The 21,964-nt window shown below is 66.7% G+C and carries 22 protein-coding genes and 1 pseudogene; 10 read left to right on the forward strand and 13 right to left on the reverse strand.

Annotated features, from left to right (window positions below; genetic code table 11):
• Positions 1 to 192: 192 nt before the first annotated feature.
• Positions 193 to 1,077: pseudogene (locus L0D17_RS07070) on the forward strand (transposase).
• 35 nt (positions 1,078 to 1,112) lie between these two features.
• Positions 1,113 to 1,727, forward strand: a complete 615-nt coding sequence (locus L0D17_RS07080) for a superoxide dismutase (protein WP_126170104.1) — start codon at positions 1,113 to 1,115, stop codon at positions 1,725 to 1,727.
• 157 nt (positions 1,728 to 1,884) lie between these two features.
• Here the strand turns inward: L0D17_RS07080 and mqnB are convergent, their stop codons facing one another.
• The 6 genes from mqnB to infC form a co-directional block, all read right to left on the reverse strand.
• A complete protein-coding gene (gene mqnB / locus L0D17_RS07085) occupies positions 1,885 to 2,562 on the reverse strand; it encodes a futalosine hydrolase (RefSeq protein ID WP_126206521.1) in 678 nt (225 codons plus the stop codon).
• Positions 2,562 to 4,223 (reverse strand): glycerol-3-phosphate acyltransferase, encoded by a 1,662-nt coding sequence (locus L0D17_RS07090; protein ID WP_243094583.1) that lies wholly within the window; start codon positions 4,221 to 4,223, stop codon positions 2,562 to 2,564. The genes mqnB and L0D17_RS07090 overlap by 1 nt, the downstream gene beginning before the upstream one ends.
• Positions 4,220 to 4,684 (reverse strand): COG2426 family protein, encoded by a 465-nt coding sequence (locus L0D17_RS07095; protein ID WP_243094584.1) that lies wholly within the window; start codon positions 4,682 to 4,684, stop codon positions 4,220 to 4,222. Before L0D17_RS07095 ends, L0D17_RS07090 begins: the two co-directional genes overlap by 4 nt.
• Before the next feature lie 55 nt (positions 4,685 to 4,739).
• Complete coding sequence (gene rplT / locus L0D17_RS07100) at positions 4,740 to 5,102, reverse strand: 50S ribosomal protein L20 (protein ID WP_243094585.1); 363 nt, start codon at positions 5,100 to 5,102, stop codon at positions 4,740 to 4,742.
• Between the two features lie 12 nt (positions 5,103 to 5,114).
• Entirely contained in the window at positions 5,115 to 5,312 is a 198-nt protein-coding gene (gene rpmI, locus L0D17_RS07105) for a 50S ribosomal protein L35 (protein WP_039459327.1), read from the reverse strand.
• Positions 5,313 to 5,404: 92 nt separating this feature from the next.
• Positions 5,405 to 5,920, reverse strand: a complete 516-nt coding sequence (gene infC / locus L0D17_RS07110; RefSeq protein ID WP_243094615.1) for a translation initiation factor IF-3 — start codon at positions 5,918 to 5,920, stop codon at positions 5,405 to 5,407.
• Between the two features lie 91 nt (positions 5,921 to 6,011).
• On the opposite strand from infC, the gene L0D17_RS07115 reads away from it, so the two are divergent.
• Entirely contained in the window at positions 6,012 to 6,773 is a 762-nt protein-coding gene (locus L0D17_RS07115) for an enoyl-CoA hydratase/isomerase family protein (RefSeq protein WP_243094586.1), read from the forward strand.
• Positions 6,774 to 6,788: 15 nt separating this feature from the next.
• Positions 6,789 to 8,435 (forward strand): glutamine--tRNA ligase/YqeY domain fusion protein, encoded by a 1,647-nt coding sequence (locus L0D17_RS07120; RefSeq protein ID WP_243094587.1) that lies wholly within the window; start codon positions 6,789 to 6,791, stop codon positions 8,433 to 8,435.
• On the opposite strand, the gene L0D17_RS07125 is transcribed toward L0D17_RS07120, so the two are convergent.
• Positions 8,432 to 8,860, reverse strand: a complete 429-nt coding sequence (locus L0D17_RS07125) for a hypothetical protein (protein WP_039459321.1) — start codon at positions 8,858 to 8,860, stop codon at positions 8,432 to 8,434. The two genes, L0D17_RS07120 and L0D17_RS07125, sit on opposite strands and share 4 nt — an antisense overlap.
• A complete protein-coding gene (locus tag L0D17_RS07130) occupies positions 8,853 to 9,164 on the reverse strand; it encodes a DUF3234 domain-containing protein (protein ID WP_039459317.1) in 312 nt (103 codons plus the stop codon). Before L0D17_RS07130 ends, L0D17_RS07125 begins: the two co-directional genes overlap by 8 nt.
• 17 nt (positions 9,165 to 9,181) lie before the next feature.
• Between L0D17_RS07130 and L0D17_RS07135 the strand changes: the two genes are divergently transcribed.
• Positions 9,182 to 9,889 (forward strand): TlyA family RNA methyltransferase, encoded by a 708-nt coding sequence (locus L0D17_RS07135; RefSeq protein ID WP_243094588.1) that lies wholly within the window; start codon positions 9,182 to 9,184, stop codon positions 9,887 to 9,889.
• On the opposite strand, the gene L0D17_RS07140 is transcribed toward L0D17_RS07135, so the two are convergent.
• The 3 genes from L0D17_RS07140 to L0D17_RS07150 form a co-directional block, all read right to left on the reverse strand.
• Positions 9,876 to 10,871, reverse strand: coding sequence for an aspartate-semialdehyde dehydrogenase (locus L0D17_RS07140; protein ID WP_243094589.1), 996 nt, complete (start codon positions 10,869 to 10,871; stop codon positions 9,876 to 9,878). The genes L0D17_RS07135 and L0D17_RS07140 overlap by 14 nt on opposite strands.
• Complete coding sequence (locus L0D17_RS07145; protein ID WP_243094590.1) at positions 10,868 to 11,107, reverse strand: hypothetical protein; 240 nt, start codon at positions 11,105 to 11,107, stop codon at positions 10,868 to 10,870. The genes L0D17_RS07140 and L0D17_RS07145 overlap by 4 nt, the downstream gene beginning before the upstream one ends.
• A gap of 169 nt (positions 11,108 to 11,276) precedes the next feature.
• Entirely contained in the window at positions 11,277 to 12,797 is a 1,521-nt protein-coding gene (locus L0D17_RS07150; RefSeq protein WP_243094591.1) for a glycine--tRNA ligase, read from the reverse strand.
• A 125-nt stretch (positions 12,798 to 12,922) separates the two neighbouring features.
• Here L0D17_RS07150 and L0D17_RS07155 point away from each other — a divergent pair, with 125 nt between their 5' ends.
• Genes L0D17_RS07155 through sucD form a run of 5 tightly spaced genes read left to right on the forward strand, consistent with a single transcriptional unit; the run spans position 12,923 to position 19,497 of the window.
• The gene (locus tag L0D17_RS07155; protein ID WP_039459306.1) at positions 12,923 to 15,133 is read left to right on the forward strand and encodes an ATP-dependent Clp protease ATP-binding subunit; all 2,211 of its coding nucleotides are present in this window, start codon (positions 12,923 to 12,925) and stop codon (positions 15,131 to 15,133) included.
• Between the two features lie 54 nt (positions 15,134 to 15,187).
• Positions 15,188 to 16,456, forward strand: coding sequence for a DNA repair protein RadA (radA, locus tag L0D17_RS07160; protein ID WP_243094592.1), 1,269 nt, complete (start codon positions 15,188 to 15,190; stop codon positions 16,454 to 16,456).
• Positions 16,453 to 17,454, forward strand: coding sequence for a PIN/TRAM domain-containing protein (locus tag L0D17_RS07165; RefSeq protein ID WP_243094593.1), 1,002 nt, complete (start codon positions 16,453 to 16,455; stop codon positions 17,452 to 17,454). Before radA ends, L0D17_RS07165 begins: the two co-directional genes overlap by 4 nt.
• Before the next feature lie 43 nt (positions 17,455 to 17,497).
• Complete coding sequence (gene sucC / locus L0D17_RS07170; protein ID WP_370533298.1) at positions 17,498 to 18,634, forward strand: ADP-forming succinate--CoA ligase subunit beta; 1,137 nt, start codon at positions 17,498 to 17,500, stop codon at positions 18,632 to 18,634.
• Positions 18,631 to 19,497, forward strand: a complete 867-nt coding sequence (gene sucD / locus L0D17_RS07175) for a succinate--CoA ligase subunit alpha (RefSeq protein WP_243094595.1) — start codon at positions 18,631 to 18,633, stop codon at positions 19,495 to 19,497. The genes sucC and sucD overlap by 4 nt, the downstream gene beginning before the upstream one ends.
• A gap of 40 nt (positions 19,498 to 19,537) precedes the next feature.
• Here sucD and malQ read toward each other — a convergent pair whose 3' ends face one another.
• Positions 19,538 to 21,037 (reverse strand): 4-alpha-glucanotransferase, encoded by a 1,500-nt coding sequence (gene malQ / locus L0D17_RS07180; RefSeq protein ID WP_243094596.1) that lies wholly within the window; start codon positions 21,035 to 21,037, stop codon positions 19,538 to 19,540.
• Between the two features lie 41 nt (positions 21,038 to 21,078).
• A complete protein-coding gene (locus L0D17_RS07185) occupies positions 21,079 to 21,951 on the reverse strand; it encodes a 3-hydroxyacyl-CoA dehydrogenase family protein (protein ID WP_243094597.1) in 873 nt (290 codons plus the stop codon).
• Between the last annotated feature and the right edge of the window lie 13 nt (positions 21,952 to 21,964).

The following is a 21,964-nucleotide window of genomic DNA, read 5'->3' on the forward strand; positions in this document are numbered from 1 at the left end:
GGTCCACGGGGCACCTCCTCGTGCTAAGGTGTGCCCCCCTATTAAACACGGACCCTTACACATAAATCCTTACACGACCCCGCCCGCCGTCCGGGAAGGACCGCCAGATGGATCGCTGGACAGCGGGCGCCCGCCGTGCTATGTTAACCCAAGTTGCTACCTATCCCGAGGCCTGAAAAAATAGTGGCCGCTATGCTGTCGCGCATCATAGCGGCCTTTTGCATTATAGACGATGCCCTCCAGGCCCTGGGCTACAAGGACGACCCCCAAGCCAAGACCCCAGCCTCCGCCATCCTGACCCTCGCCATCCTGGCCGCCATGGAACTGGGCGGCAAGCACAACAAGGCCCTGGCCCTCGCCAAAGACCTGCGCCTCTTTACCTACGTCCCCTCCCCAAGTCGCTTCAACCGCAGACTCCACGCCCTATACCCCTTCTTCCTCCCCCTTCGCAAGATAGCCCCTTCGGGGCTGACCCACCTCCTAGCCCAGGCCTGGAAAAACCTCCACCAGGCCCAGGCCTACGCCTTGGACACCTTCCCCCTCCCCGCCTGCGAGAATATCCGCGCCCCCCGCTCCCGCCTTTTCCCAGACAAGGCCTACCGCGGCTTCATCCCCAGCAAACGGGTCTACTTCCACGGCCCCAAGCTCCACCTCCTGGTGGACGACGGGAAGTTTATCCATGAAGTGAGCCTGACCCCGGGAAGCCTACATGATCTGAGCTCTTTGCTCCTTCTTCCCCTGGACCTTCCCGAGGGGGCGGAGCTCTACCTGGACCGGGGGTACGAAAGCCACTTCTATGAAGACCTCCTCCGGGAGGCGGGGGGGATTGTGCCCATGGTCATCCGTAGAAGGAACAGCCGGCGGTATGTGCCTTGGTTGCAGTACCTGGCCATTGTGGGGCGGCTGCTTTCCCGTGAGGGAAACACCTAGGGGGTGGTGGAGACGGTGGGCAGTATGCTCCATGCCCTCTTCCCGCGGCGCATCCATGCGGTGACCCAGGAGGGTTTTGTGATCAAGGTGCTCTCCTTCATCTTGGCCCACAACCTAAATCTCTTGGCTCAACAAATGCTTGGGTAGCAACTTGGGTTATAGTAAGGTTTGGGAGGTGAGGTATGCCGTATCCGTTTACGCTACCGGAACTGGGTTACCCGTACGAGGCCCTCGAGCCCCACATCGACGCCAAGACCATGGAGATCCATCACCAGAAGCACCACGGGGCCTATGTGACGAACCTGAACGCCGCCCTGGAGAAGTACCCCTACCTGCACGGGGCGGAGGTGGAGGTGCTCCTGCGCCACCTGGCCGCCCTGCCCGCGGACATCCAGACCGCGGTGCGCAACAACGGGGGTGGGCACCTGAACCATAGCCTCTTCTGGGAGCTCCTAACCCCCGGGGGAGCCAAGGAGCCGGTGGGGGAACTTAAGAAGGCCATCGACGAGCAGCTTGGGGGCTTCGCCGCCCTGAAGGAGAAGCTCACCCAGGCGGCCATGGCCCGCTTCGGCTCCGGCTGGGCTTGGCTGGTCAAGGATCCCTTCGGCAAGCTCCACGTCATCTCCACCCCCAACCAGGACAACCCCGTCATGGAGGGGTTCACCCCCATCGTGGGCATCGACGTGTGGGAGCACGCCTACTACCTCAAGTACCAAAACCGCCGGGCCGACTACCTCCAGGCCATCTGGAACGTGCTGAACTGGGACAAGGCAGAGGCCTTCTTCCGGAAGGGCTAAGGGAAATCCTCTATAGTCCCCCACCCGGACCCCTCGGGTGGGGGTTTGTCTTCTCCCCCGGTTCCGCCGTCCGCCCAGGGCTACCTGGTGGGTGAGCCTCTGGAAAAGCTCCTCTTCAAAGCCAACCTTGCTATCGGCCAGGGAACCAACAACGGGATTATCCTTGGAGTCCCGCAGGGAAGGCTCCCCCAAGAATGGGGGCCAGGGTTCCCTCCAAGGACCTCACCGCCAAGGGAATCCTCCACGCTCCCTTGTCCCGCACCCCCGCCGGATTGGAAATAGCCCGGACCTCCACCCCCGGGATGCCCAGGGCCAGGCACGCTCGAGCAAAGGCAGCTCCCTCCATGCTCTCCACCTGGGCCCCCCAGCGCGAGGCCAAAGCCTCCGCCTCCCCCGGGTTTTCCGAAACCCGGTCCCGGGTGAGCCCCACCACCACCTGGAGGTCCAACACCCGGGCCAACGCCCGGGTAAGGCTGGAATCCAGAGGAAACCGGTTGTAGTAGGCCTTCCCCGCCACCTCCAAGGCGGGAAAGCCCAAGGGCTTAAGGCCCTCCTGGGTACCCAGGTCCGCCTCCACCTCCTCCCCCACCAGGACCACATCCCCAGGAAGGAGGCTCGAGCCCGGGTAGGCCCCGGCAATGCCAAAGAGCAAGGCCCTCTCCACCGGGTTCCGGCTGGCCCAGGCGGCCAAGGTCAGGGCGGCGTTCACCTTGCCGATCCCGGTTTCCAGCCAGACAAAGCCCTCTCCCCTAAGCCCCTTCCTCCCCAGGAAGGAGAAGGGTTCGCCCCGAAGAAAGGGGGCCTCGAGGGCCGTGGGGGAGAGGAGGAGCCACATCACTCCACCACCTTAAACCCCAAGGCCTCCGCCCGCTCCACGAAAAACTGGATGTTCTCCGCCTTCACCTCGCCCCCCAGGCTCTTGCGATCGAAGGCCTCCTCTGCCGCCAGGATCATGGTCTCCGCCAGGCAGGCGGGCACCTGGTCGGGGGCACCGAAGTGCAGGTCCAAGGTGGCCCGCGCCCTCCCGGGAAGCCGCACCACCCCCCCGGGGATGACCCGCACCCCCGGCACCCCCCGCACGGAGGGGTGGACATCCGGGGGCACCCCCTCGTCGTAGATCCAGGCCCCGGGCTTCACGTGCTCGGGGTAGATGACGGGGTTGGGATCGCTGGTGGCGGTGAAGATGAGGTCCGCCTCCCGGATGGCCCCCACCTCGGTGCTCACCTGGATCTCGGGGGCTTCCCCCTTGCGCTCCAGGTTCTTCCGCAGGGTTTCCGCCGCCCGCTTGAGCCTTTCCAAATCCCGCCCCACCAGGATGAGCTTTCCCACCAGGGGAGCGATCTGCCGGGCGATGCCGAAGGCCACCACCCCATTGGCCCCCACCACGGCGGCGGTGGTGGCCTTGAGGTCTTTGCCCCCTTGGGCGAAGTGGGCCAGGATCTGCGGGATAGCCGCCTTTACCGTGCCGGCGGTGTAGGCGCCGCCGTTGGTCACCTCAATGCCCGGTACCGCCTCCTGCACCCTTTTCCCCTTCTCCCCCACCACGCTCCAAAAAGCCCCCAGGCCCACCACCGTGGCCCCAAGCTCCTTGGCGAGCCTCGCCCCCTGGATGGCCCGCTTCACCGCAAGCTCGGGCTTGTCCTTGATCTGGTGGGGCAAAAGGGGGGCGGAGATCAGGTGGCAGAGCACCTCCCGCCCGTCCGCCGTCCTCACCCCCCGCACCTCCCCCACCTTCATGGGACGGAAGCGCTCGGAAAGCCGCTCCATCCACGCCTGTTTTAGAAGCCCCAGCCGCACCAGGGGCCTAAGCCAGCGGAAGCGGGGGCTTTGCCAGAAGTCCTCCAGGGTAAGGGGGTGGATGAGGAAGGCGCAGACCACCTGTTTGTCCGAGGGAAGGGGCAGGGGATTTCCCAGCTTGGGCTCGGTGCCCTCGAGGATCCGGCCCAGGTTCTCCTTGTAGCGCCAAAGGGCGAGGAGGAAAAGCCCCCCGGCGAGAAGCCTTTCCACCCCGCCCCACCCCCCGAGGAGCCCTGCCAGGAGGAGGCCCAAGGGAAGCCCCAAGGCTCCCAAGGAGGCGTAGCCCGTGAGGGCGTAAAGGAGAAGTCCCAGGGCCACGGGCACCATCCCCAAGGCGGGGGGCAGGGGAAGCCCGGCCACGAGGCCCAAGAGGACCCCGGCCCCCTTGGCCCGAAGCGGCCAGGGGTCGCGGAGGAATAGGGGGTAGAGGTGGCCAAGGTAGACCGCCAAGGCCAAAAGGAGAAGCTCCGCCAGGGAAAACCCAAGGGCGCGCCCCAAAAGGAGGGGTAGGTAGCCCTTGAGGAAGTCCAGGAGGAAGGCGAGGAGGGCGAGGCCAAACCCCAGGCGCCTTAGGGCGTTCTCCAGGCCCAAGGTGTAGGGGCTTGCCGTGCGCAGGTCCACCCCGCGCCGCCGGGCGAGCCAGTACCCCAAGGGAAGCGCCCCCACCAGGTAGGCCAAGGGAAGCAAAAACGCGGTCATCGCAGGTAGTTTAGCCCGGCCACCGCCCCCCCGGTAAGGAGGAGGACGAGAAGCCCAGCGGCCAAGACCCCCATGGAGATGGCCACTAGGGCGTAGCGCCGCCTAAGCCCCAGCACCACGGCGAGGACCGCCCCGCTCCAGGCCCCGGTGCCGGGAAGGGGCACGGCCACGAAGAGGAAAAGGCCAAGGGCGCCGAGCCGTTGCACCTGCTCTTCCCCTTTGAGCCGCACCCGGGCCTCGAGGGCCTGCCAAAGCCGAGCAAAGAAGGGGTAGCGGGTGAAGAGGCCCACCGCCCAGGGCAAGAAGGCCAGGGCCAAGGGGGCCACCAAGAGGTTGCCGAAAAGGCTCAAGAAGAAGGCCTCCCAGGGGGAGAGGCCCAAGGCCACCCCCAGGGGGATGGCCCCCCTTAGCTCCGCCACGGGCAAGGCGGCCACCAGGACCACGTAAAGCTCAGGCGGCATGGTCAATAAAAGCGCCCCGCCAGGAAACCTCCCGCAGGGCGCCAAGGAACACGCCTTAGGCCGAAGCCCGGGCGGCCTTGGCCTTTTCCACCAGCTCGGCGAAGGCCTGGGGCTCCCGCACCGCCAGGTCGGCCAGGACCTTGCGGTCCAGCTCCACCCCCGCCTTCTTCAGGCCGTGGATAAAGGAGGAGTAGTTGAGCCCGTGCTGGCGGCAGGCGGCGTTGATCCGCACAATCCAAAGCTTGCGGAAATCCCGCTTCTTGCGCTTGCGGTGGGCGTAGGCGTAGTTCCCGGCGGCGAAGAGGGTTTCCCGGGCCTTACGGAAGCTTTTGGAGCGGAGGCCCCAGTAGCCCTTGGCCAGCTTCAGGATCTTCTTGTGCTTCCTGCGACGGACAACACCGGTTTTGGCGCGCGGCATCCCCTACCCCCCTCACTCGTAAGGCAGAAGGAGCTTGATCCGCTCCGCCTCGGGCTTGGCCAGGGTGAACTTCCGCCCCTTTTGCCGGATGGTCTTCCCCGACTTGTGCCAGTTGAGGTGCCGCTTGCCGGTCCTCATGGCCACCACCTTGCCCGAAACGGTCACCTTCACCCGCTTCTTGGCGCCCTTATGGGTCTTCATCTTCGGCATGTTCTTCCTCCCGCCCTTGGGAAGCGCCCCTGGATGGGGTCTTGGGAGCTCCCCAAAAGCCATCCCACTATACCAGAGGGAGGGGCTTCGGTCTAGGCGGACACCTTGGCGGGCGCCAGGAGCATGTTCATATCCCGGCCCAGAAGCTCGGGCTTCATCTCCACCACGGCGAGGCCCTTCAGGTCCTCGGCCACGCGGTTCAAAAGCCTTTCCCCGAGCTCTGGGTAGCTCATCTCCCGCCCCCGGAACATGATGGTGACCTTGACCTTGTGCCCCTCCTCCAGGAAGCGCTTGATATGGTTGAGCTTGGTCTGATAGTCGTGGTCGTCAATCTTGACGCGGAACTTGATGGACTTGACCTCGGTGCGCTTGGCCTTTTTGCGGGCCTCTTTCTCCGCCACCTGCTGCTCGTAGCGCCACTTGGAATAGTCCATGATGCGGGCCACGGGGGGGTCGGCGGTGGGGCCCACCAGAACCAGGTCCAGGTCCTGCTCCTGGGCCAGGCGCAAGGCCTCCCGGGTGTCCATGATGCCGAGCTGCTGCCCATCGGGTCCGATGACCCTCACCTGTTTGGCGCGGATGCGTTCGTTTACCAGGTACTCCTTTATCTACACCACCTCCTAGCCCGCAGGGCCTTGGCCTCTTCCTGTGCGGGCTAAGGGCAGTCTAGCAGGAAGCCTTCCCCACTACAATGGGGGCATGGTCCTGCTGGAGCGCGGGCGGGTCTACCGCCTGTACCTAAATGACCCCGAGCGGCGAAACCCCCTCTCCCCCGCCATGGTGGAAGGCCTCCTAGGGGCCTTGGACGAGGCGGAGGAAGACCCAGAGGCCAAGGCGGTGGTCCTCACGGGAAAGGGCAAGGCCTTTAGCGCCGGAGCGGACCTGGCCTTTTTGGAAAGGGTCACGGAGATGGGGGCGGAGGAAAACTACCGCCACTCCCTTTCCCTCATGCGCCTTTTCCACCGCCTTTACACCTTCCCCAAACCCACGGTGGCGGCGGTGAACGGCCCGGCGGTGGCGGGGGGGGCGGGGCTCGCCACCGCCTGCGACCTGGTGGTCATGGAAGAGGGGGCCACGCTGGGCTACACCGAGGTCAAAATCGGCTTCGTGGCCGCCCTGGTCTCCGTGATCCTGGTGCGGGCCGTGGGGGAAAAGGTGGCCAAGGACCTCCTCCTCACGGGCCGACTCCTGGGGGCGGAGGAGGCCAAGGCCCTGGGGCTCGTGAACCGCATAAGCCCCCCCGGCAAGGCCCTGGAGGAGGCGGTGGCCCTGGCCGAGGAGGTGGCCCAAAACGCTCCCACTTCCTTGCGGCTCACCAAGGAGCTCCTCTTGGCCCTGCCGGGGATGGGCCTCGAGGACGGCTTCCGCCTCGCCGCCTTGGCCAACGCCTGGGTGCGGGAAACCGGGGACCTCAAGGAGGGCATCCGCGCCTTCTTTGAAAAGCGGAAGCCCCGTTTCTGACATAGACTGTGGGCTATGGGCCTTGTCCCCGAGTGCTTCATCACCGAGATCGTGGAGCGGGACCTTAAGGAGGGAAAGTACCCCAGGCTCCTCACCCGCTTTCCTCCCGAGCCCAACGGCTACCTGCACATCGGCCACGCCCGGAGCATCGTCCTAAACTTCGGCCTGGCCCTGGACTACGGCGGGGAGTGCAACCTCCGCTACGACGACACCAACCCGGAGACGGAAAAGGAGGAGTACGCCCGGGCCATTGAGGAGGACGTGCGCTGGCTGGGCTTCACCCCAAGTCGGGTCCTCTACGCCTCGGACTACTTTGAAAAGATGTACGAGTGCGCCCTCGTGCTCATCCAAGAGGGGAAGGCCTACGTGGACGACCTCTCCGAGGAGGAGATGAGCGCCCTCCGGGCCCAGGGCAAGCCTAGCCCCTACCGGGAGCGGAGCGTGGAGGAAAATCTGGACCTATTTGAAAGGATGCGCCGGGGGGAGTTCCCCACGGGAAGCCGGGTCCTAAGGGCCAAGATTGACCCCGCCCACCCCAACTTCAAGCTGCGGGACCCGGTGCTCTACCGCATCGTCCACGCTCCCCACTACCACGCCGGGGACCGGTGGGTCATCTACCCCATGTACGATTACGCCCACCCCTTGGAGGACTTCATTGAAGGGGTAAGCCACTCCCTTTGCACCCTGGAGTTTGAGAACAACCGGGCCATCTACGACTGGGTCATTGAAAACCTCAAGGGGAAGTGCGGCCTGCCCCTCGCCCCCAGGCCGCACCAGTACGAGTTCGCCCGGCTGGACCTGAGCCACACCGTGCTCTCCAAGCGCAAGCTCATCCGGCTGGTGGAGGGGGGGTACGTTTGGGGCTGGGACGACCCCAGGCTGCCCACCCTGAGGGCCTTGAGGCGGCGGGGGGTGCGGCCCGAGGCCATCCTCGAGTTCGTGCGGCGCACGGGGATTTCCCGCCACGAGGCCCTCATTGAGATGGAGCTCTTTGAGGAGGTGGTGCGGGACGACCTGAACCCCATCGCCCCCAGGGTCCTCGGGGTGCTGGAGCCCCTCAAGGTGGTCTTCACCAACTACGAGGGGGAGGAGTGGCTCCTCGCCCCCTATTGGCCTCGGGACATCGCCAAGGAGGGAACCCGCCCCCTGCCCTTCTCCCGGGAGATCTACATTGAGCGCACGGACTTCAGCCTAAACCCCCCCAAGGGCTGGAAGCGCTTCGCCCCGGGGCAGCGGGTGCGCCTCCGCCACGCCTACGTCATGGAGCTGGAGGACGTGGTGGAGGAGGGGGGCGAGGTGAAGCTCCTGAAGGCCCGCATCGTCCCCGGGACCTTGGGGGCGAACCCCGAGGAAGGCCCGAAGCCCAAGGGGGTGATCCACTGGGTCTCCGCCCGCCACGCCCTGCCCGTGGAGTTTCGGCTTTACAACCGCCTCTTCCTCACCAAGGACCCGGAGGAAGGGGGGGACTTCCTAAAGAACCTGAACCCCGAGGCCCTGGTGGTGAAGCGGGGTTTCCTTGAGCCCAGCGTGGCCCAAGACCCCAAGGACACCCGCTACCAACTGGAGCGCCTGGGCTACTTCTGGCAGGACCCCGTGGACTCGAGGCCCGGCGCCTTGGTGATGAACCGCATCGTCCCCCTCAAGGAGGGGTACAAGGCCTAAAGCCCCACGCTCAGGCCCACCGCCGCCCCCACCCCGAAGCCCTGGGTGGGGGCGAGGTAGTAGGTGGGGTGGATTTCCAGGTAAGCCCCGAGGAGGGGAAGGGGCAGGTTGAGCCAGGTGCCGAGGACCGCCCTGAGCCCCCCTTGGCCCCGCCCGTCCGGAGGGTAGCTCAGGGCGGGGCCCGTGCCGTAGAAGGCCCCGAGGCCCAGGTAGAGGTCCGTGAGGGGAAGCTTCAGGAGGAGGTCCGCCCCTCCCCCCAAGGCCTCGAGGCCCACCCCCCCATAAACCCGCCCCTCCGCCAAGAAGGGCACCAAAGCGAAGCGCACGCCCCCCTGCACCCCGAAGGGGCTACCCAGGCTCACCTCCGCCCGCTGCCCTAGCCCAAAGGCCAGAAGAACCCCCAATAGCGCCAACACCCTAACCACGCCGCACCTCCTCTAGTAGCTCCGCCACCTTCGCCACCTGCGCCCGGTGCACCCCGGGCCGGTAGTCCACCATCACCGCTTCCACCTGGAGCATCCCCAGGGCCCGGAGGAAGGCCTCCTTGAGCGCCCGGCTCTCCAAGGCGCTCACCCGCATGCCCAGCTGGGGGTGGTGGGCCAAGAAGGCCTCCGCCAGTTCCCGGCGCGTCCAGATGCCGGAAAGCCTCTGGCCCAAGGCCTCCACCACCAGGTGCTCCCCCGGCTCCCCTTCCAACACGTACCAGACCCCGGAAAGCTCCGGCTCCACGGGTAGATAATACCCCTGTGCGCCTGGACCGCTACCTGGTGGAAAGGGGCCTTGCGGAAAGCCGGGAAAAGGCCAAGGCCCTCATCGCCGAAGGAAAGGTGCGGGTGGAGGGCAAGGTGGTGCAAAGGCCCGCCTACCCCGTGCCGGAAGGGGCCCAGGTGGAGGTTCTGGAGGAGGCCCGCTACGTGAGCCGGGGCGCCTACAAGCTCCTGGGGGCCCTCGAGGCCTTCCCCCTGAACGTGGCGGGGAAGGTGGCGGCGGACCTGGGGGCGAGCACGGGGGGGTTCACCCAGGTGCTCCTGGAGCGGGGGGCGAAGCGGGTCTACGCCGTGGACGTGGGCAAGGGGCAACTCCACCCCACCTTGCGTCAGGACCCCCGGGTGGTGAGCCTGGAGGAGCAAGACGCCCGCACCCTCCACCTCCCCGAAGCCGTGGACCTCGTGGTCATGGACGTGTCCTTCATCTCCTCCACCCTTCTCCTGCCCAAGGTCTGGGATTTCCTCCGGCCCTTCGGGGAGGCCTTGGTCCTGGTGAAGCCCCAGTTTGAGCTCTGGCCCGGGGCCCACAAGGGGGTGGTGCGAAACCCAGCCCTAAGGCAACGGGCCCTTTCGCGGGTGCGGCAAAGGGCGGCGGAACTGGGCTTCCAGGTGCTGGGAGAAAGGGAAAGCCCCCTCCCGGGCAAGGAGGGGAACCGGGAGGTGTGGCTTTGGCTCAGGCGCCCTTAAGCCACTCCTCGGCGATCTGCACGGCGTTAAGGGCCGCGCCCTTCAGGAGCTGGTCCCCCACCACGAAGAAGTCCAGGCCGTTCTCAAAGGCGAGGCTTTTCCGGATGCGCCCCACCTCCACGTCCCACTTGTGGCTGGCGGTGAGGGGCATGGGGTAGCGCTTGGCCGAAGGCTCGTCCACCACCTCCACCCCGGGGGCCTGCCGCAACACTTCCCGCGCCGCCTCGGGGCTTATGGGCTCGGCGAACTCCACGCTCACCGCCTCGGCGTGGGCCCTCAAGGTGGGCACCCGCACCGCGGTGGCGCTGATCTTGAGGGTGTCGTCCCCGAAGATTTTGTGGGTCTCCCACACCACCTTCATCTCCTCCCGGGTGTAGCCATTTTCCTGGAAGGCGTCAATGTGAGGGACCACGTTAAAGGGAAGGGGGTGGGCGAAGACCTCCGCCTGAGGCGCCTCCCCGTGGAGGAAGCGGTGGGTTTCCCTGAGGAGCTCCTCCATGCCCTTGGCCCCCGCCCCCGAGGCCGCCTGGTAGGTGGCCACGATGACCCGCTTGGCCCGGAAGGCCCGGTGCAGGGGCCAAAGGGCCATGGCCAGGATGGCGGTGGTGCAGTTGGGGTTAGCGATGATGCCCCGGTGGCGGAAGATGGCCTCCCGGTTCACCTCGGGCACCACCAGGGGCACCCAGCGCTCGTAGCGGAAGGCGCTGGAGTTGTCCACCACCAAGGCGCCCCCCTCCGCCCACAGGGGGGCCAGGGCCTTGGAAAGCGCCCCCCCGGCGCTGGCCAGGACCAGGTCCACGGGTAAGGGCCCCTCGGGAAGGGGCTCCACCAAGACCTCCTCCCCCCGGAAGGCCAGGCGCTTCCCGGCGGAGCGGGGGGAGGCGTAGAGCCTGAGCTCGCTTAGGGGAAAGTCGCGGGCCTCGAGGACCTTCAGGATCTCCTGCCCCACGGCCCCCGTGGCCCCCACCACCGCTACCCTCATCCTTCCTCCTCCAACTCCAACTCGTCCCACATCACCTTGGCATGGCCCCAGAGGTGGGCGAGACTCCGAAGCGCCTCCTCTTCTAAGGCCACCCTTTCCTCCCGAGGAGCCTCCTTCAGGCGGAGATACAAGGCCTTTAGGTGCTCCACCTCCTCAAAAAGCTCCTGCCAAAGGGGCTCGGGAAGCCCTAGGACCTTCTCAACCTCCGCATAAGCCGCCTTTGCTCGCCTTCCCATGCTCGGATCTCCTTCTCCTACTTCCCGATGAGACCCCAATCGGGGCTTGGTTTACCCAACTCTTCCTGGATCTTGCGCCGGTGCCTCAGGATCTGATGCTCCAAGCCCGCCAAGCGTTTACGAAGCTGCTTGTTCTCTCCCACAAGGCGAGATGGCCTCAAGGCCCATCCTACCACTTAAGCTTCTCCCGCAAAAACCCCTCCAGCTCGTCCACGTGGAGCCGGATCTGCTCCATGGTGTCCCGGTCCCGCACCGTCACCGTGTCCTTGAGCTTGGTGGTGCCGTCCTTGCTCTGGCCGATGGTGTCGTAGTCCACGGTGATGGCGAAGGGGGTGCCCACCTCGTCGTGGCGGCGGTAGGCCTTGCCGATGTTGCCCGTGTCCTCGTAGAGGATGCGCCCAAGGCCCAGGGCCTGGAGCCTGCCCTTCAAGCGCTTGGCGTACTCGGTGATCTCGGGGCGGTTTTTCGCCAAGGGGATCACCGCCGCCTTGATGGGGGCGAGCTGGGGCTTGAGCCTGAGAACGATGCGCTCCTCCCCGCTCGGAAGCTCCTCCCGGGTGAAGGCCTCGGAAAGGAGGGCCAAGACCCCCCGGTCCACCCCGGCGGAGGGCTCTATCACGTAGGGGACGAACCACTTCCCCGTGTCGGGGTCGCGGTAGGCCAGGCGCTGGGTGGAGTGCTCGTTCCTGAGGACCTTGGCGCTGACGCCGAGCTCGTCTTGGTCCTTGGTGTGGCTGCCCAGGTCAAAGTCCGTGCGGTTGGCGATGCCCTCCAGTTCCTCGAGGCCGTGGGGGAAGCGGTAGAGGATGTCCACCGTGGCCTTGGCGTAGTGGGCGAGCTCCTCCTTGGGCTGCTCGTAGGGCACCAGGTTGTCCCGGCTTAGGCCCATCTCCTGCCACCACTTGAGCCTTTCCTCCACCCAGTAGCGGTGCCAGTACTCGTCCTCCCCCGGGCGCACGAAGTACTCAATCTCCATCTGCTCAAACTCCCGCACCCGGAAGATGAAGTTCCTGGGGGTGATCTCGTTGCGGAAAGCCTTGCCGATCTGGGCGATGCCGAAGGGAAGCTTGCGGCTCGTGGCATCCAGGACGTTCTTGAAGTTGATGAAGATGCCCTGGGCGGTTTCCGGGCGCAAATAGGCCAAGGCCGCCTCCTCCTCCACCGGGCCCACGTAGGTCTTGAACATCATGTTGAAGTAGCGGGGCGGGGTCCAGTCCCCCGGCTCCCCCGTGGCCGGGTCCAACACCCCGGCGGCGGTCATGGCCCCCCCGGCCCGCTCCGGGGAAGCCATCATGGCCTGGACCAGGGCGTGCAGGTTCCCCTCCTCCACCTCCATAGCCCGGTAGAGGCGGGAAAGCACCGCCTCGGGCTGGTCCTTCAGCAGGTGGTCCAGGCGATAGCGCTTCTTGGTGATGCGGTTATCCACCATGGGGTCGGCGAAGGTGGCCTCGTGGCCCGAGTAGTGGAGGACGAGGCGGTGGGTCAGGATGCTGGCGTCCAGGCCCTCCATGTCCTCGCGTTCGTAGACGTTCCGGCGCCACCAGGCTTGCTTGAGGTTGTTCTTGAGCTCCACCCCTAAGGGCCCGTAATCGTAGGTGCCCTGGAGGCCCCCGTAGATCTCCGAGCCTTGGAAGATAAACCCACGCCGCTTGCAAAGCGCCACCAGTTCGTCAAGGGTGCTCGCTGGCATCTTTCCTCCCCAAGGGGCCAAGCCCCGGTTAAAGGGCATCTTACCGGATGGCAAGGCCAAGGTGAGCCGGGGCGCAAACCCACGCCAAGGGAGCCCTTAGGCTAGAATGTGAGGTAGAGGGGAGCATGAACAGGTACGACGACCGCGCCAGGCTGGTCTTTCACTACGCAAGGGAGGAGGGGAGCCGCCTAGGCCACTCCATGATCGGCCCAGAGCACCTCCTCCTGGGCCTGATGCGCGAGGGGGGCACCGCGGCCCGCATCCTCCAGGAGTACGGGGCGAGCCTCGAGGCCATGCGCCGCATGGTGGAGGAGCTGGTGGGCCGGGGTGAGGGGAGCCGCACCGGGGAGCCCCCCGCCATCACCCCCAGGGCGAGGCGGGTCATGGAGCTGGCCAGCGCCGAGGCCCGCAACATGGGCGCCTCCGTCATCGGCACGGAGCACATCCTCCTGGGCATCATCCGCGAGGGGGACGGGATCGCCTACCGCATCCTCTCCCACTTCGCCAAGGACGTGGATGCCATCCGCTGGCGGGTCCTTTCCATGGCCGAGGGCCGGGAGCGGGAGAAACCCGTGAACACCCCCTTCTTGGACGAGTACGGCCGCGACCTCACCAAGGAGGCCCGGGAGGGGAAGCTGGACCCCGTCATCGGCCGGCAGGAGGAGATCAATCGGGTCATCCAGATCCTGGCCCGGCGCACCAAGAACAACCCCGTCCTCATCGGCGACCCGGGGGTGGGCAAGACCGCCATCGTGGAGGGCCTGGCCCAGGCCATCGTGGAAGGCCGGGTCCCCCCCATCCTGCGGGGGGCGCGGGTGGTGGCCATTGACCTCGCCGGGGTGGTGGCGGGCACCAAGTACCGGGGCGAGTTTGAGGAACGCCTGCGCCAGATCATTGAGGAGCTCAAAAACGCCAAGGTCATCGCCTTCATTGACGAGCTCCACACCCTCATCGGGGCCGGGGGGGCCGAGGGGACGTTGGACGCCGCCAACATCCTGAAGCCCGCCTTGGCCCGGGGCGAAATCCAGGTGATCGGGGCCACCACCACCGGGGAGTACCACCGCTACATTGAGAAGGACGCCGCCTTAGAGAGGCGCTTCCAGCCCGTGATCGTCCTGGAGCCCTCCCCGGAGGAAACCCTGGAGATCTTGAAGGGCCTCCGGCCCCGCTACGAGGCCCACCACGGGGTCATCATCCCCGACGAGATCCTGGAGCTTTCGGTCAAAATCGGCATCCGCTCGCTTCCCGGGCGCAACTTCCCCGACAAGGCCATAGACCTCATTGACGAGGCGGCAAGTCGGGTGCGCCTCAACGCCTCCTTGGGCCTCCCCGTGGCCGAGGAGGAGGACGGCACCCCCGTGGTCACCCGGGAGGACATCGAGGCGGTGGTGGACTCCTGGGGCGGGGTTTACGTGGACGACAAGGACGACGAAAAGCTCATGCGCCTGGAGGAGGAGCTCAGGAAGCGGGTGGTGGGCCAGGAGGAGGCCATCCGCGCCCTGGCAAGCGCCCTGCGCCGGGCCCGGGTGGGCCTGGGGGGCCGGACCCGGGTGGCGGCGAGCTTCCTCTTCGTGGGGCAAAGCGGCGTGGGCAAGACGCAGCTGGCCAAGGCGTTGGCGGAGGTGCTCTTCGGCTCGGAGCGGGCCCTCATCCGCTTTGACATGTCCGAGTTCCAGGAGCCCCACTCCATCTCCAAGCTCATCGGGGCCCCGCCCGGCTACGTGGGCTACGAGCAGGGGGGCCGCCTCACGGAGGCGGTGCGCCGTCAACCCTTTAGCGTGGTCCTCCTGGACGAGATAGAAAAGGCCCACCCCGACATCTACAACACCTTCCTCCAGGTTCTGGACGAGGGCCGCCTCACGGACGGCATGGGGCGCACCGTGGACTTCCGGCGGGTGATCCTCATCATGACCTCCAACACTGGCTACAACGTGGGCCCGGCCATCGGCTTCACCGGCAAGGAGGTGGACACCGAGTCCCCCTTGAAGGCCCTCTTCACCCCCGAGTTCCTGGACCGCCTAGACGAGGTGATCCGCTTCCGCCCCCTCACGGAGGAGGAGCTGGTCCAGGTCGCCCGGATGATGCTGGAGGACATCCAGAAGGAGCTGAAGGGCCGCGACATAGAGGTGGCCTTCGCCCCGGAAGTGGCCCGCTTCGTGGTGGAGCAGGCCCCCAAGACGGGAAGCGCCCGGGCCATCCGCGGGGTGATCCGGGAGCGCATAGAAGACCCCCTCTCCCTGGCCCTCCTCAAGAAGCCCACGGGAAGGCTGTACGTGAGCGTGGAGGAGGGACGGCTGGCCTTCCACGAGGTGGAGGGCGAGGAGCTTTTGGTCTAGATGGCGAGCGCCGGGGGGGAAGGGGTTTAAAGGCCCTTCCCCCTCCTTTTGACCATGGCCAAGACCGCATACGTCTGCGTGGAGTGCGGCTACCGCACCCCCAAGCCCCTGGGGCGGTGCCCGGGGTGCGGGGCCTGGGAAAGCTTCCGGGAGGTGGCCCCCACCCCCCCAAGGCGGGAGGCGCCCAAGGAGGCCCCCCTCCTCCCCCTTTCCCGCGTGGAGGAAGGGGAGGAAGGGCGCTTCTCCTCGGGGCTTGCGGAGGTGGACCGGGTGTTGGGCGGGGGGTTTGTCCCCGGGGAGGTGGTCTTGCTGGGGGGGGAGCCCGGGGTGGGCAAGAGCACCCTCCTCCTGGAGATGGCCAAGCGCATGGGGCGGGAGGTGTACTACGTGGCGGGGGAAGAGTCGCCGGGCCAGATCAAGCTCCGGGCCCGGCGGCTTGGCCTAGGGGAGCTTCTCCTCCTCCGGGAAACGCGCTTGGAGCCCCTTTTGGCCCTCTTGGAACGCCAGCCCCCCGAGGCGCTTTTCGTGGATTCGGTTCAGACCATTGAGGCGGGGGGAAGCCCGGGGAGCCTGGTGGCGGTGCGGGAGGCCACGGGGGCCTTCGTGCGCTTCGCCAAGGCCACGGGCACGGCGGTGGTCTTGGTGGGGCACGTGACCAAGGAGGGGGTGGTGGCGGGGCCCAAGAGCGTGGAGCACGCGGTGGACGCCACGCTTTACCTGGAAACCGCCGGGGTCTACCGGGTCCTGAGGAGCGCCAAGAACCGCTTCGGTCCCGTGGGGGAGCTCGGGGTTTTCCGCATGGAGGAAACGGGGCTTTTGCAGGTGAAAAACCCCTCCGAGGCCTTCCTCCTGGAAAGGCCCCTGGGGGTGCCGGGGAGCGCCATCGCCCTCGCCTTGGCCGGGGAGCGGGCCTTGGCCCTCGAGGTCCAGGCCCTGGCGGCCAAAACCCCCTTCCCCGCCCCCCGCCGGGTGGTGCAGGGCCTGGACGGGAGGCGGGTGGACATGGTCCTGGCGGTGCTGGAAAGGCGGCTTGGGCTGCCCTTGGGCAACCTGGACGTGTACGTGAACCTGGCGGGGGGGCTTCGGGTGCAGGACCCGGGGCTGGACTTGGCCGTGGCCCTGGCGGTGTATTCTGCGGTGGTGGGCAAGCCCCTTCCCCCGGACCTGGCGGTGGTGGGGGAAGTGGGGCTATTGGGCGAGGTGCGGAGCGTCATGGGCCTGGAACGGCGGCTTAGGGAAGGGGAGCGGGCGGGGTTTTCCCGCTTCCTCCACCCCGGGAACACCCGTGGCCTGAAGGAGGCGGTGGAGAGGTACCTGGAATGAGCGGCCGGGTCCTTTTGTACCTCCTTTTCGCCTTCTTGGGGTACCAGTTGGCGGTGGGGTTGGAGGGCTTAGGCCTTCTTCCCCGCTCCGCCGGCCTCATATCCCTAAACCGGCTCTATTTGGTCTTGGTAGGCTTCCTTTCGGGCGTCCTCCTCGCCCCCAGATTGGAAGCATGGTGGGAAAGGCGCTTTCAGCACCTAAAACGCCTTCCCCCCGAGGTGCCCGTGGCCCTCACCTTGGGGGCCACCTTAGGCCTCCTCCTCACCGTGCTCCTCACCACCCTCCTTTCCCAGGTGCCGGGCTTTTCCCCTTACCATAGCCTCCTCCTCGCCCTCTTTTTGGTGGGGCTTTTTTCCTATTTGGCCCTGGGCTACCGGGACTACCTGCGCCTGCCCCGGCCGGAACGGGCCAAAGGGGGCAAGGTCTTGGACACCAGCGTCCTGGTGGACGGCCGCATCGCCGAGGTGGCGGCCACGGGGTTCTTGGAAGGGCCCCTCTACGTGCCCCACTTCGTGCTCAAAGAGCTCCAGCACTTCGCCGACAGCCAAGACCCCCTCAAGCGGGCCAAGGGCAGGCGGGGCCTCGAGGCCCTGGAAAGGCTCAAGGAACACGTTGCCCTCGAGGTCCTGGAGGACACCCCCAAAGGGGAAAGCGTGGACGAGAAGCTCCTTTTCCTGGCCCGGGACCTGGGGGCCGCCTTGGTGAGCAACGACCTCGCCCTCCTCCAGATGGCCCGCATCTACGGGGTGAAGGCCCTTTCCGTGCAGGCCCTGGCCCAGGCCCTGAGGCCCCAGCTCCAGGTGGGGGACACCCTTAAGCTCCTCATCCTCAAGGAGGGGAAGGAGCCCCACCAGGGGGTGGGCTACCTGGAGGATGGGTCCATGGTGGTGGTGGATGGGGGGATCCGCTACCGGGGGCAGGAGATTGAGGTGGTGGTGACCCAGGCCATCCAGACCCAGGTGGGGCGCCTCTTCTTCGCCCGCCCCGCCGAGGGCTAGGGGTATAATGCCCCTCGGCCTTGGCCGGCCGAGGAGGTGGAGCTTGAACCTGCACGAGTATCAAGCCAAGGAGATCCTGGCCCGCTTTGGGGTGCCGGTGCCCCCCGGCAAGGTGGCCTACACCCCGGACGAGGCGAAGCGCATCGCCGAGGAGTTCGGCAAGCGGGTGGTCATCAAGGCCCAGGTCCACGTGGGCGGGAGAGGGAAGGCGGGCGGGGTGAAGCTCGCCGACACCCCCCAGGAGGCCTACGAGAAGGCCCAGGCCATCCTGGGCATGAACATTAAGGGCCTCACGGTGAAAAAGGTCCTGGTGGCCGAGGCGGTGGACATCGCCAAGGAGTACTACGCCGGGCTCATCCTGGACCGGGCGCAGAAGCGGGTGGTCCTCATGCTCTCCAAGGAGGGGGGCGTGGACATTGAGGAGGTGGCGGCGGAGCGCCCCGAGGCCATCCACAAGTTCTGGATTGACCCCCACAAGGGCTTCCGCCCCTTTGAGGCCCGGGAGATGGTGAAGCGGGCGGGCCTCGAGGGCAACCTCAACAAGCTGGCCCAGGTCCTGGTGGCCCTCTACCGGGCCTACGAGGGGGTGGACGCCTCCATCGCCGAGATCAACCCCTTGGTGGTGACCACGGACGGCCAGATCGTGGCCGCCGACGCCAAGATCGTCCTGGACGATAACGCCCTCTTCCGCCACCCGGACTTGGCCGAGCTTCGGGAGATTGAGGCGGAACACCCCCTGGAGGTGGAGGCCAGCAACTACGGCTTCGCCTACGTGAAGCTTGATGGCAACATCGGCATCATCGGCAACGGGGCGGGGCTTGTGATGTACACCCTGGACCTGGTGAACCGGGTGGGGGGCAGACCCGCCAACTTCCTGGACATCGGAGGGGGAGCCAAGGCGGAGGTGGTCTACAACGCCCTCAGGGTGGTCCTCAAGGACCCTGACGTGAAGGGGGTCTTCATCAACATCTTCGGCGGCATCACCCGGGCGGACGAGGTGGCCAAGGGAGTGATCCGGGCCCTGGAGGAAGGGCTCCTCACCAAGCCCGTGGTCATGCGGGTGGCGGGCACGGCGGAGGAGGAGGCCAAGAAGCTCCTGGAGGGCAAGCCCATCTACATGTACCCCACGTCCATAGAAGCGGCCAAGGCCATCGTGGCCATGGTGGGAGGTGCGGCGTGATCCTGGTGAACCGCGAAACCCGGGTCCTGGTCCAGGGGATCACCGGCCGGGAGGGGCAGTTCCACACCAAGCAGATGTTGGACTACGGCACCAAGATCGTGGCCGGGGTCACCCCGGGCAAGGGAGGCACGGAGGTCTTCGGCCTACCCGTCTACGACACGGTGAAGGAGGCGGTGGCGAACCACCCCATTGACGCCTCCATCATCTTCGTGCCCGCCCCCATGGCGGCGGACGCCGCCTTGGAAGCGGCCCACGCCGGCATCCCCCTCATCGTCCTCATCACCGAGGGCATCCCCACCCTGGACATGGTGAAGGCGGTGGCGGAGATAAAGGCCCTGGGCATCCGCCTCATCGGGGGGAACTGCCCCGGGATCATCAGCGCCGAGGAGACCAAGATCGGCATCATGCCGGGCCACGTGTTCAAGCGGGGCAAGGTGGGGCTCATCAGCCGCTCCGGCACCCTCACCTACGAGGCGGCGGCCGCCTTGTCCCAGGCGGGGATCGGCACCACCACCACCGTGGGCATCGGCGGCGACCCCGTCATCGGCACCACCTTTAAGGACCTCCTCCCCCTCTTCAACGAGGACCCCGAGACCGAGGCCGTGGTCCTCATCGGGGAGATCGGGGGCTCGGACGAGGAAGAGGCGGCGGCCTGGGTGAAGGAAAACATGAAAAAGCCCGTGGTGGGCTTCATCGGCGGCCGCTCCGCCCCCAAGGGCAAGCGCATGGGCCACGCCGGGGCCATCATCATGGGCAACGTGGGCACCCCGGAGTCCAAGCTCAAGGCCTTCGCCGAGGCGGGCATCCCCGTGGCGGACACCATTGACGAGATCGTGGACCTGGTGAAACAGGCCCTGGGCTAAAGGCCAAAAGGCCCTGGGGCCCCCATCTGGGGGCCCCTTTTCACACCCGTCCCGTGGCCTCCGCCAGGGCCAAAAGCCTCTTTGCGTGCGCCTCCTCAAGCTTCCTAAGCCGGAGCCGCCAGGCCCAGTTTCCCTGGGGCCTTCCCGGGTAATTCATCCGCGCCTCGGACCCCAAGGCCAAAACGTCCTGCACCGGGTAAATGGCAAGCCTGGCCACCGACTCCATCCCCAGGCGCATGAGGGCCCAGGGCACCTCGGTTTCCTCGCCAAAGGCAATCCCCCACTCCGTCAGGTAGCGGGCCAAAAAGTCCCGCTCGTGGGGCGTGGCGGTGCGGTACCAGCCCAAGGTGGTGTCGTTGTCGTGGGTGCCGGTGTAGACCACCACTCGCCCGTGCTCAGGGTAGTTGTGGGGGAGGAAGGGGTTTTCCATCCCGTCGTCAAAGGCGAACTGCAAGACCTTCATCCCGGGAAGCCCAAACCGGTCCCTCAAGGCCTCCACCTCGGGGGTGATCACCCCCAGGTCCTCCGCCAAGATGGGCACCCGGCCGAAGACCTCCTGGATGCGGGCGAAGAGCCTTTCCCCCGGGGCCTTGACCCAGCGCCCCTCCACCGCCGTGGGGCAGGAGGCGGGGATCTCCCAGTAGGCCTCAAAGCCCCGGAAGTGGTCAATCCGCACCAAGTGGAATAGCTCCAAGGCCTTCCGCAGGCGGGCGATCCAGAAGGAAAAGCCTTCCCTTTCCAAGACGTCCCAGCGGTAAAGGGGGTTGCCCCAGCGCTGCCCCGTTTCCGAGAAGTAATCCGGGGGCACCCCGGCCACCACGGTGGGCCTCCCTTCCTCGTCCAGGTGGAACCACTCGGGGTGGGCCCAGACCTCGGCGGAGTCCTCGGCCACGAAGATGGGCATGTCCCCAATGAAGGAGATGCCCATGGCCTCGGCCTCCGCCTTCAGGGCGTGCCACTGGCGGAAGAAGAGCCACTGGGTAAAGGCGTGGAAAGCCACCTCCCCCGCCAAGGCCCCCTCCGCCTCCCTCAGGGCCTTTGCCTCCCGCTTCCGCAGGGGAAGGGGCCAGGCGTTCCAGGGAAGCCCGCCGTGGTGGGCCTTGAGGGCCATGAAGAGGGCGTAGTCCCGAAGCCACCAGGCCTCCTCCTCTTGGAAGCGGGCGAAGGCCTCCCGCTCCTCAGAAGTAGCCTTCTCCTTGAACCCCTGAAAGGCGGCCCTGAGGGCGGGCCACTTCCAGGCGTAAAGGAGGCCGTAGTCCACCCGCCCCTCGGGGAAGCCGGGGTCCTCGAGGCGCAGGAAGCCCCGGGCCTCCAAGGGGCGAAGGTCTATCAGGTAGGGGTTGCCAGCGAAGGCGCTAAAGGACTGGTAGGGGGAGTCACCGTAGCCCGTGGGGCCCAAGGGGAGGACCTGCCAGTAGCGGGCCCCCGCCCCTTGGAGAAAGCGCAAAAAAGCCCGAGCCTCCTCCCCCAGCACCCCCACGCCCCAAGGGCCCGGGAGGCTTGTGGGGTGGAGGAGCAAACCGTACGCGCGGGGCATCATGCCTCCACTCTACCCCGCGCGTGGAAAAGCTTCCAGACCCCTTAGTCCACCTTGTTCCCCTGCTCGTCGTACGCGTAGAAGCCCCGGCCTGTCTTGCGGCCCAAAAGCCCCGCCTGCACCATGCGGCGCAGGAGGGGGGAAGGACGGTACTTGTCGTCACCGAAGCCCTTATGGAGCACCTCCATGATGGCCAAGCAGGTGTCCAGGCCGATGAAGTCGGCAAGCTCCAAGGGCCCCATGGGGTGGTTCATCCCCAGGCGCATGATGCCGTCAATGGCCTCCTTGCTGGCCACCCCCTCCCGCAAGGCCTCTATGGCCTCGTTGATCATGGGCATGAGGAGGCGGTTGGAGATGAAGCCTGGATAGTCCTGGACCTCCAGGGGGGTCTTTCCCATGCGCCTCGCCACGGCCACCACCACATCCCGGGTTTCGGGGGCGGTGAGCTCCCCCCGGATCACCTCCACAAGCCCCATGAGGGGCACGGGGTTGAAGAAGTGCATGCCGATGAAGCGCTCGGGCCGCCCGGAGTAGCGGGCCAAGGCGGTGATGGGGATGGAGCTGGTGTTGCTGGCCAGGATGGCCTCGGGCTTGGCCAAGGTGGAGAGCCGCTCAAAGAGCCGCCGCTTCTCCCCTTCGTCCTCCACGATGGCCTCCACGATGAGGTCAGCGCCCTTCAGCGCTTCCAGGGAGAGGCTGGTGCGGATGCGCCTTAAGGCCTCGTCGTGGGCCTCCTGACTGAGCCGCCCCTTTTCCAAAAACTTCCCCAAGGAGCGGCGGATGGCGGCGAGGCCCCGCTCCAAAAAGCTTTCCGCCACGTCCAAAAGCACCACCTCGTACCCCGCCTGGGCCGCCACCTGGGCGATGCCGCTTCCCATCTGGCCCGCCCCCACCACGCCGATGGTCTTCACTTCCATAGCTCACCTCGGG

This window comes from Thermus thalpophilus (assembly GCF_022760915.1).
Classification (GTDB): domain Bacteria; phylum Deinococcota; class Deinococci; order Deinococcales; family Thermaceae; genus Thermus; species Thermus thalpophilus.

What these genes read in the sequence shown, in the direction of transcription:
- rplT (WP_243094585.1), bottom strand. Translation starts at nt 5,102, where the DNA reads ATGCCGCGCGCCAAAACCGGTGTTGTCCGTCGCAGGAAGCACAAGAAG.
- L0D17_RS07140 (WP_243094589.1), bottom strand. Translation starts at nt 10,871, where the DNA reads ATGAGGGTAGCGGTGGTGGGGGCCACGGGGGCCGTGGGGCAGGAGATC.
- L0D17_RS07150 (WP_243094591.1), bottom strand. Translation starts at nt 12,797, where the DNA reads ATGCCAGCGAGCACCCTTGACGAACTGGTGGCGCTTTGCAAGCGGCGT.
- L0D17_RS07080 (WP_126170104.1), top strand. Translation starts at nt 1,113, where the DNA reads ATGCCGTATCCGTTTACGCTACCGGAACTGGGTTACCCGTACGAGGCC.
- L0D17_RS07115 (WP_243094586.1), top strand. Translation starts at nt 6,012, where the DNA reads ATGGTCCTGCTGGAGCGCGGGCGGGTCTACCGCCTGTACCTAAATGAC.
- rpmI (WP_039459327.1), bottom strand. Translation starts at nt 5,312, where the DNA reads ATGCCGAAGATGAAGACCCATAAGGGCGCCAAGAAGCGGGTGAAGGTG.
- L0D17_RS07165 (WP_243094593.1), top strand. Translation starts at nt 16,453, where the DNA reads ATGAGCGGCCGGGTCCTTTTGTACCTCCTTTTCGCCTTCTTGGGGTAC.
- L0D17_RS07145 (WP_243094590.1), bottom strand. Translation starts at nt 11,107, where the DNA reads ATGGGAAGGCGAGCAAAGGCGGCTTATGCGGAGGTTGAGAAGGTCCTA.
- malQ (WP_243094596.1), bottom strand. Translation starts at nt 21,037, where the DNA reads ATGATGCCCCGCGCGTACGGTTTGCTCCTCCACCCCACAAGCCTCCCG.
- L0D17_RS07090 (WP_243094583.1), bottom strand. Translation starts at nt 4,223, where the DNA reads ATGACCGCGTTTTTGCTTCCCTTGGCCTACCTGGTGGGGGCGCTTCCC.
- L0D17_RS07185 (WP_243094597.1), bottom strand. Translation starts at nt 21,951, where the DNA reads ATGGAAGTGAAGACCATCGGCGTGGTGGGGGCGGGCCAGATGGGAAGC.
- mqnB (WP_126206521.1), bottom strand. Translation starts at nt 2,562, where the DNA reads ATGTGGCTCCTCCTCTCCCCCACGGCCCTCGAGGCCCCCTTTCTTCGG.
- L0D17_RS07095 (WP_243094584.1), bottom strand. Translation starts at nt 4,684, where the DNA reads ATGCCGCCTGAGCTTTACGTGGTCCTGGTGGCCGCCTTGCCCGTGGCG.
- L0D17_RS07120 (WP_243094587.1), top strand. Translation starts at nt 6,789, where the DNA reads ATGGGCCTTGTCCCCGAGTGCTTCATCACCGAGATCGTGGAGCGGGAC.
- L0D17_RS07155 (WP_039459306.1), top strand. Translation starts at nt 12,923, where the DNA reads ATGAACAGGTACGACGACCGCGCCAGGCTGGTCTTTCACTACGCAAGG.
- radA (WP_243094592.1), top strand. Translation starts at nt 15,188, where the DNA reads ATGGCCAAGACCGCATACGTCTGCGTGGAGTGCGGCTACCGCACCCCC.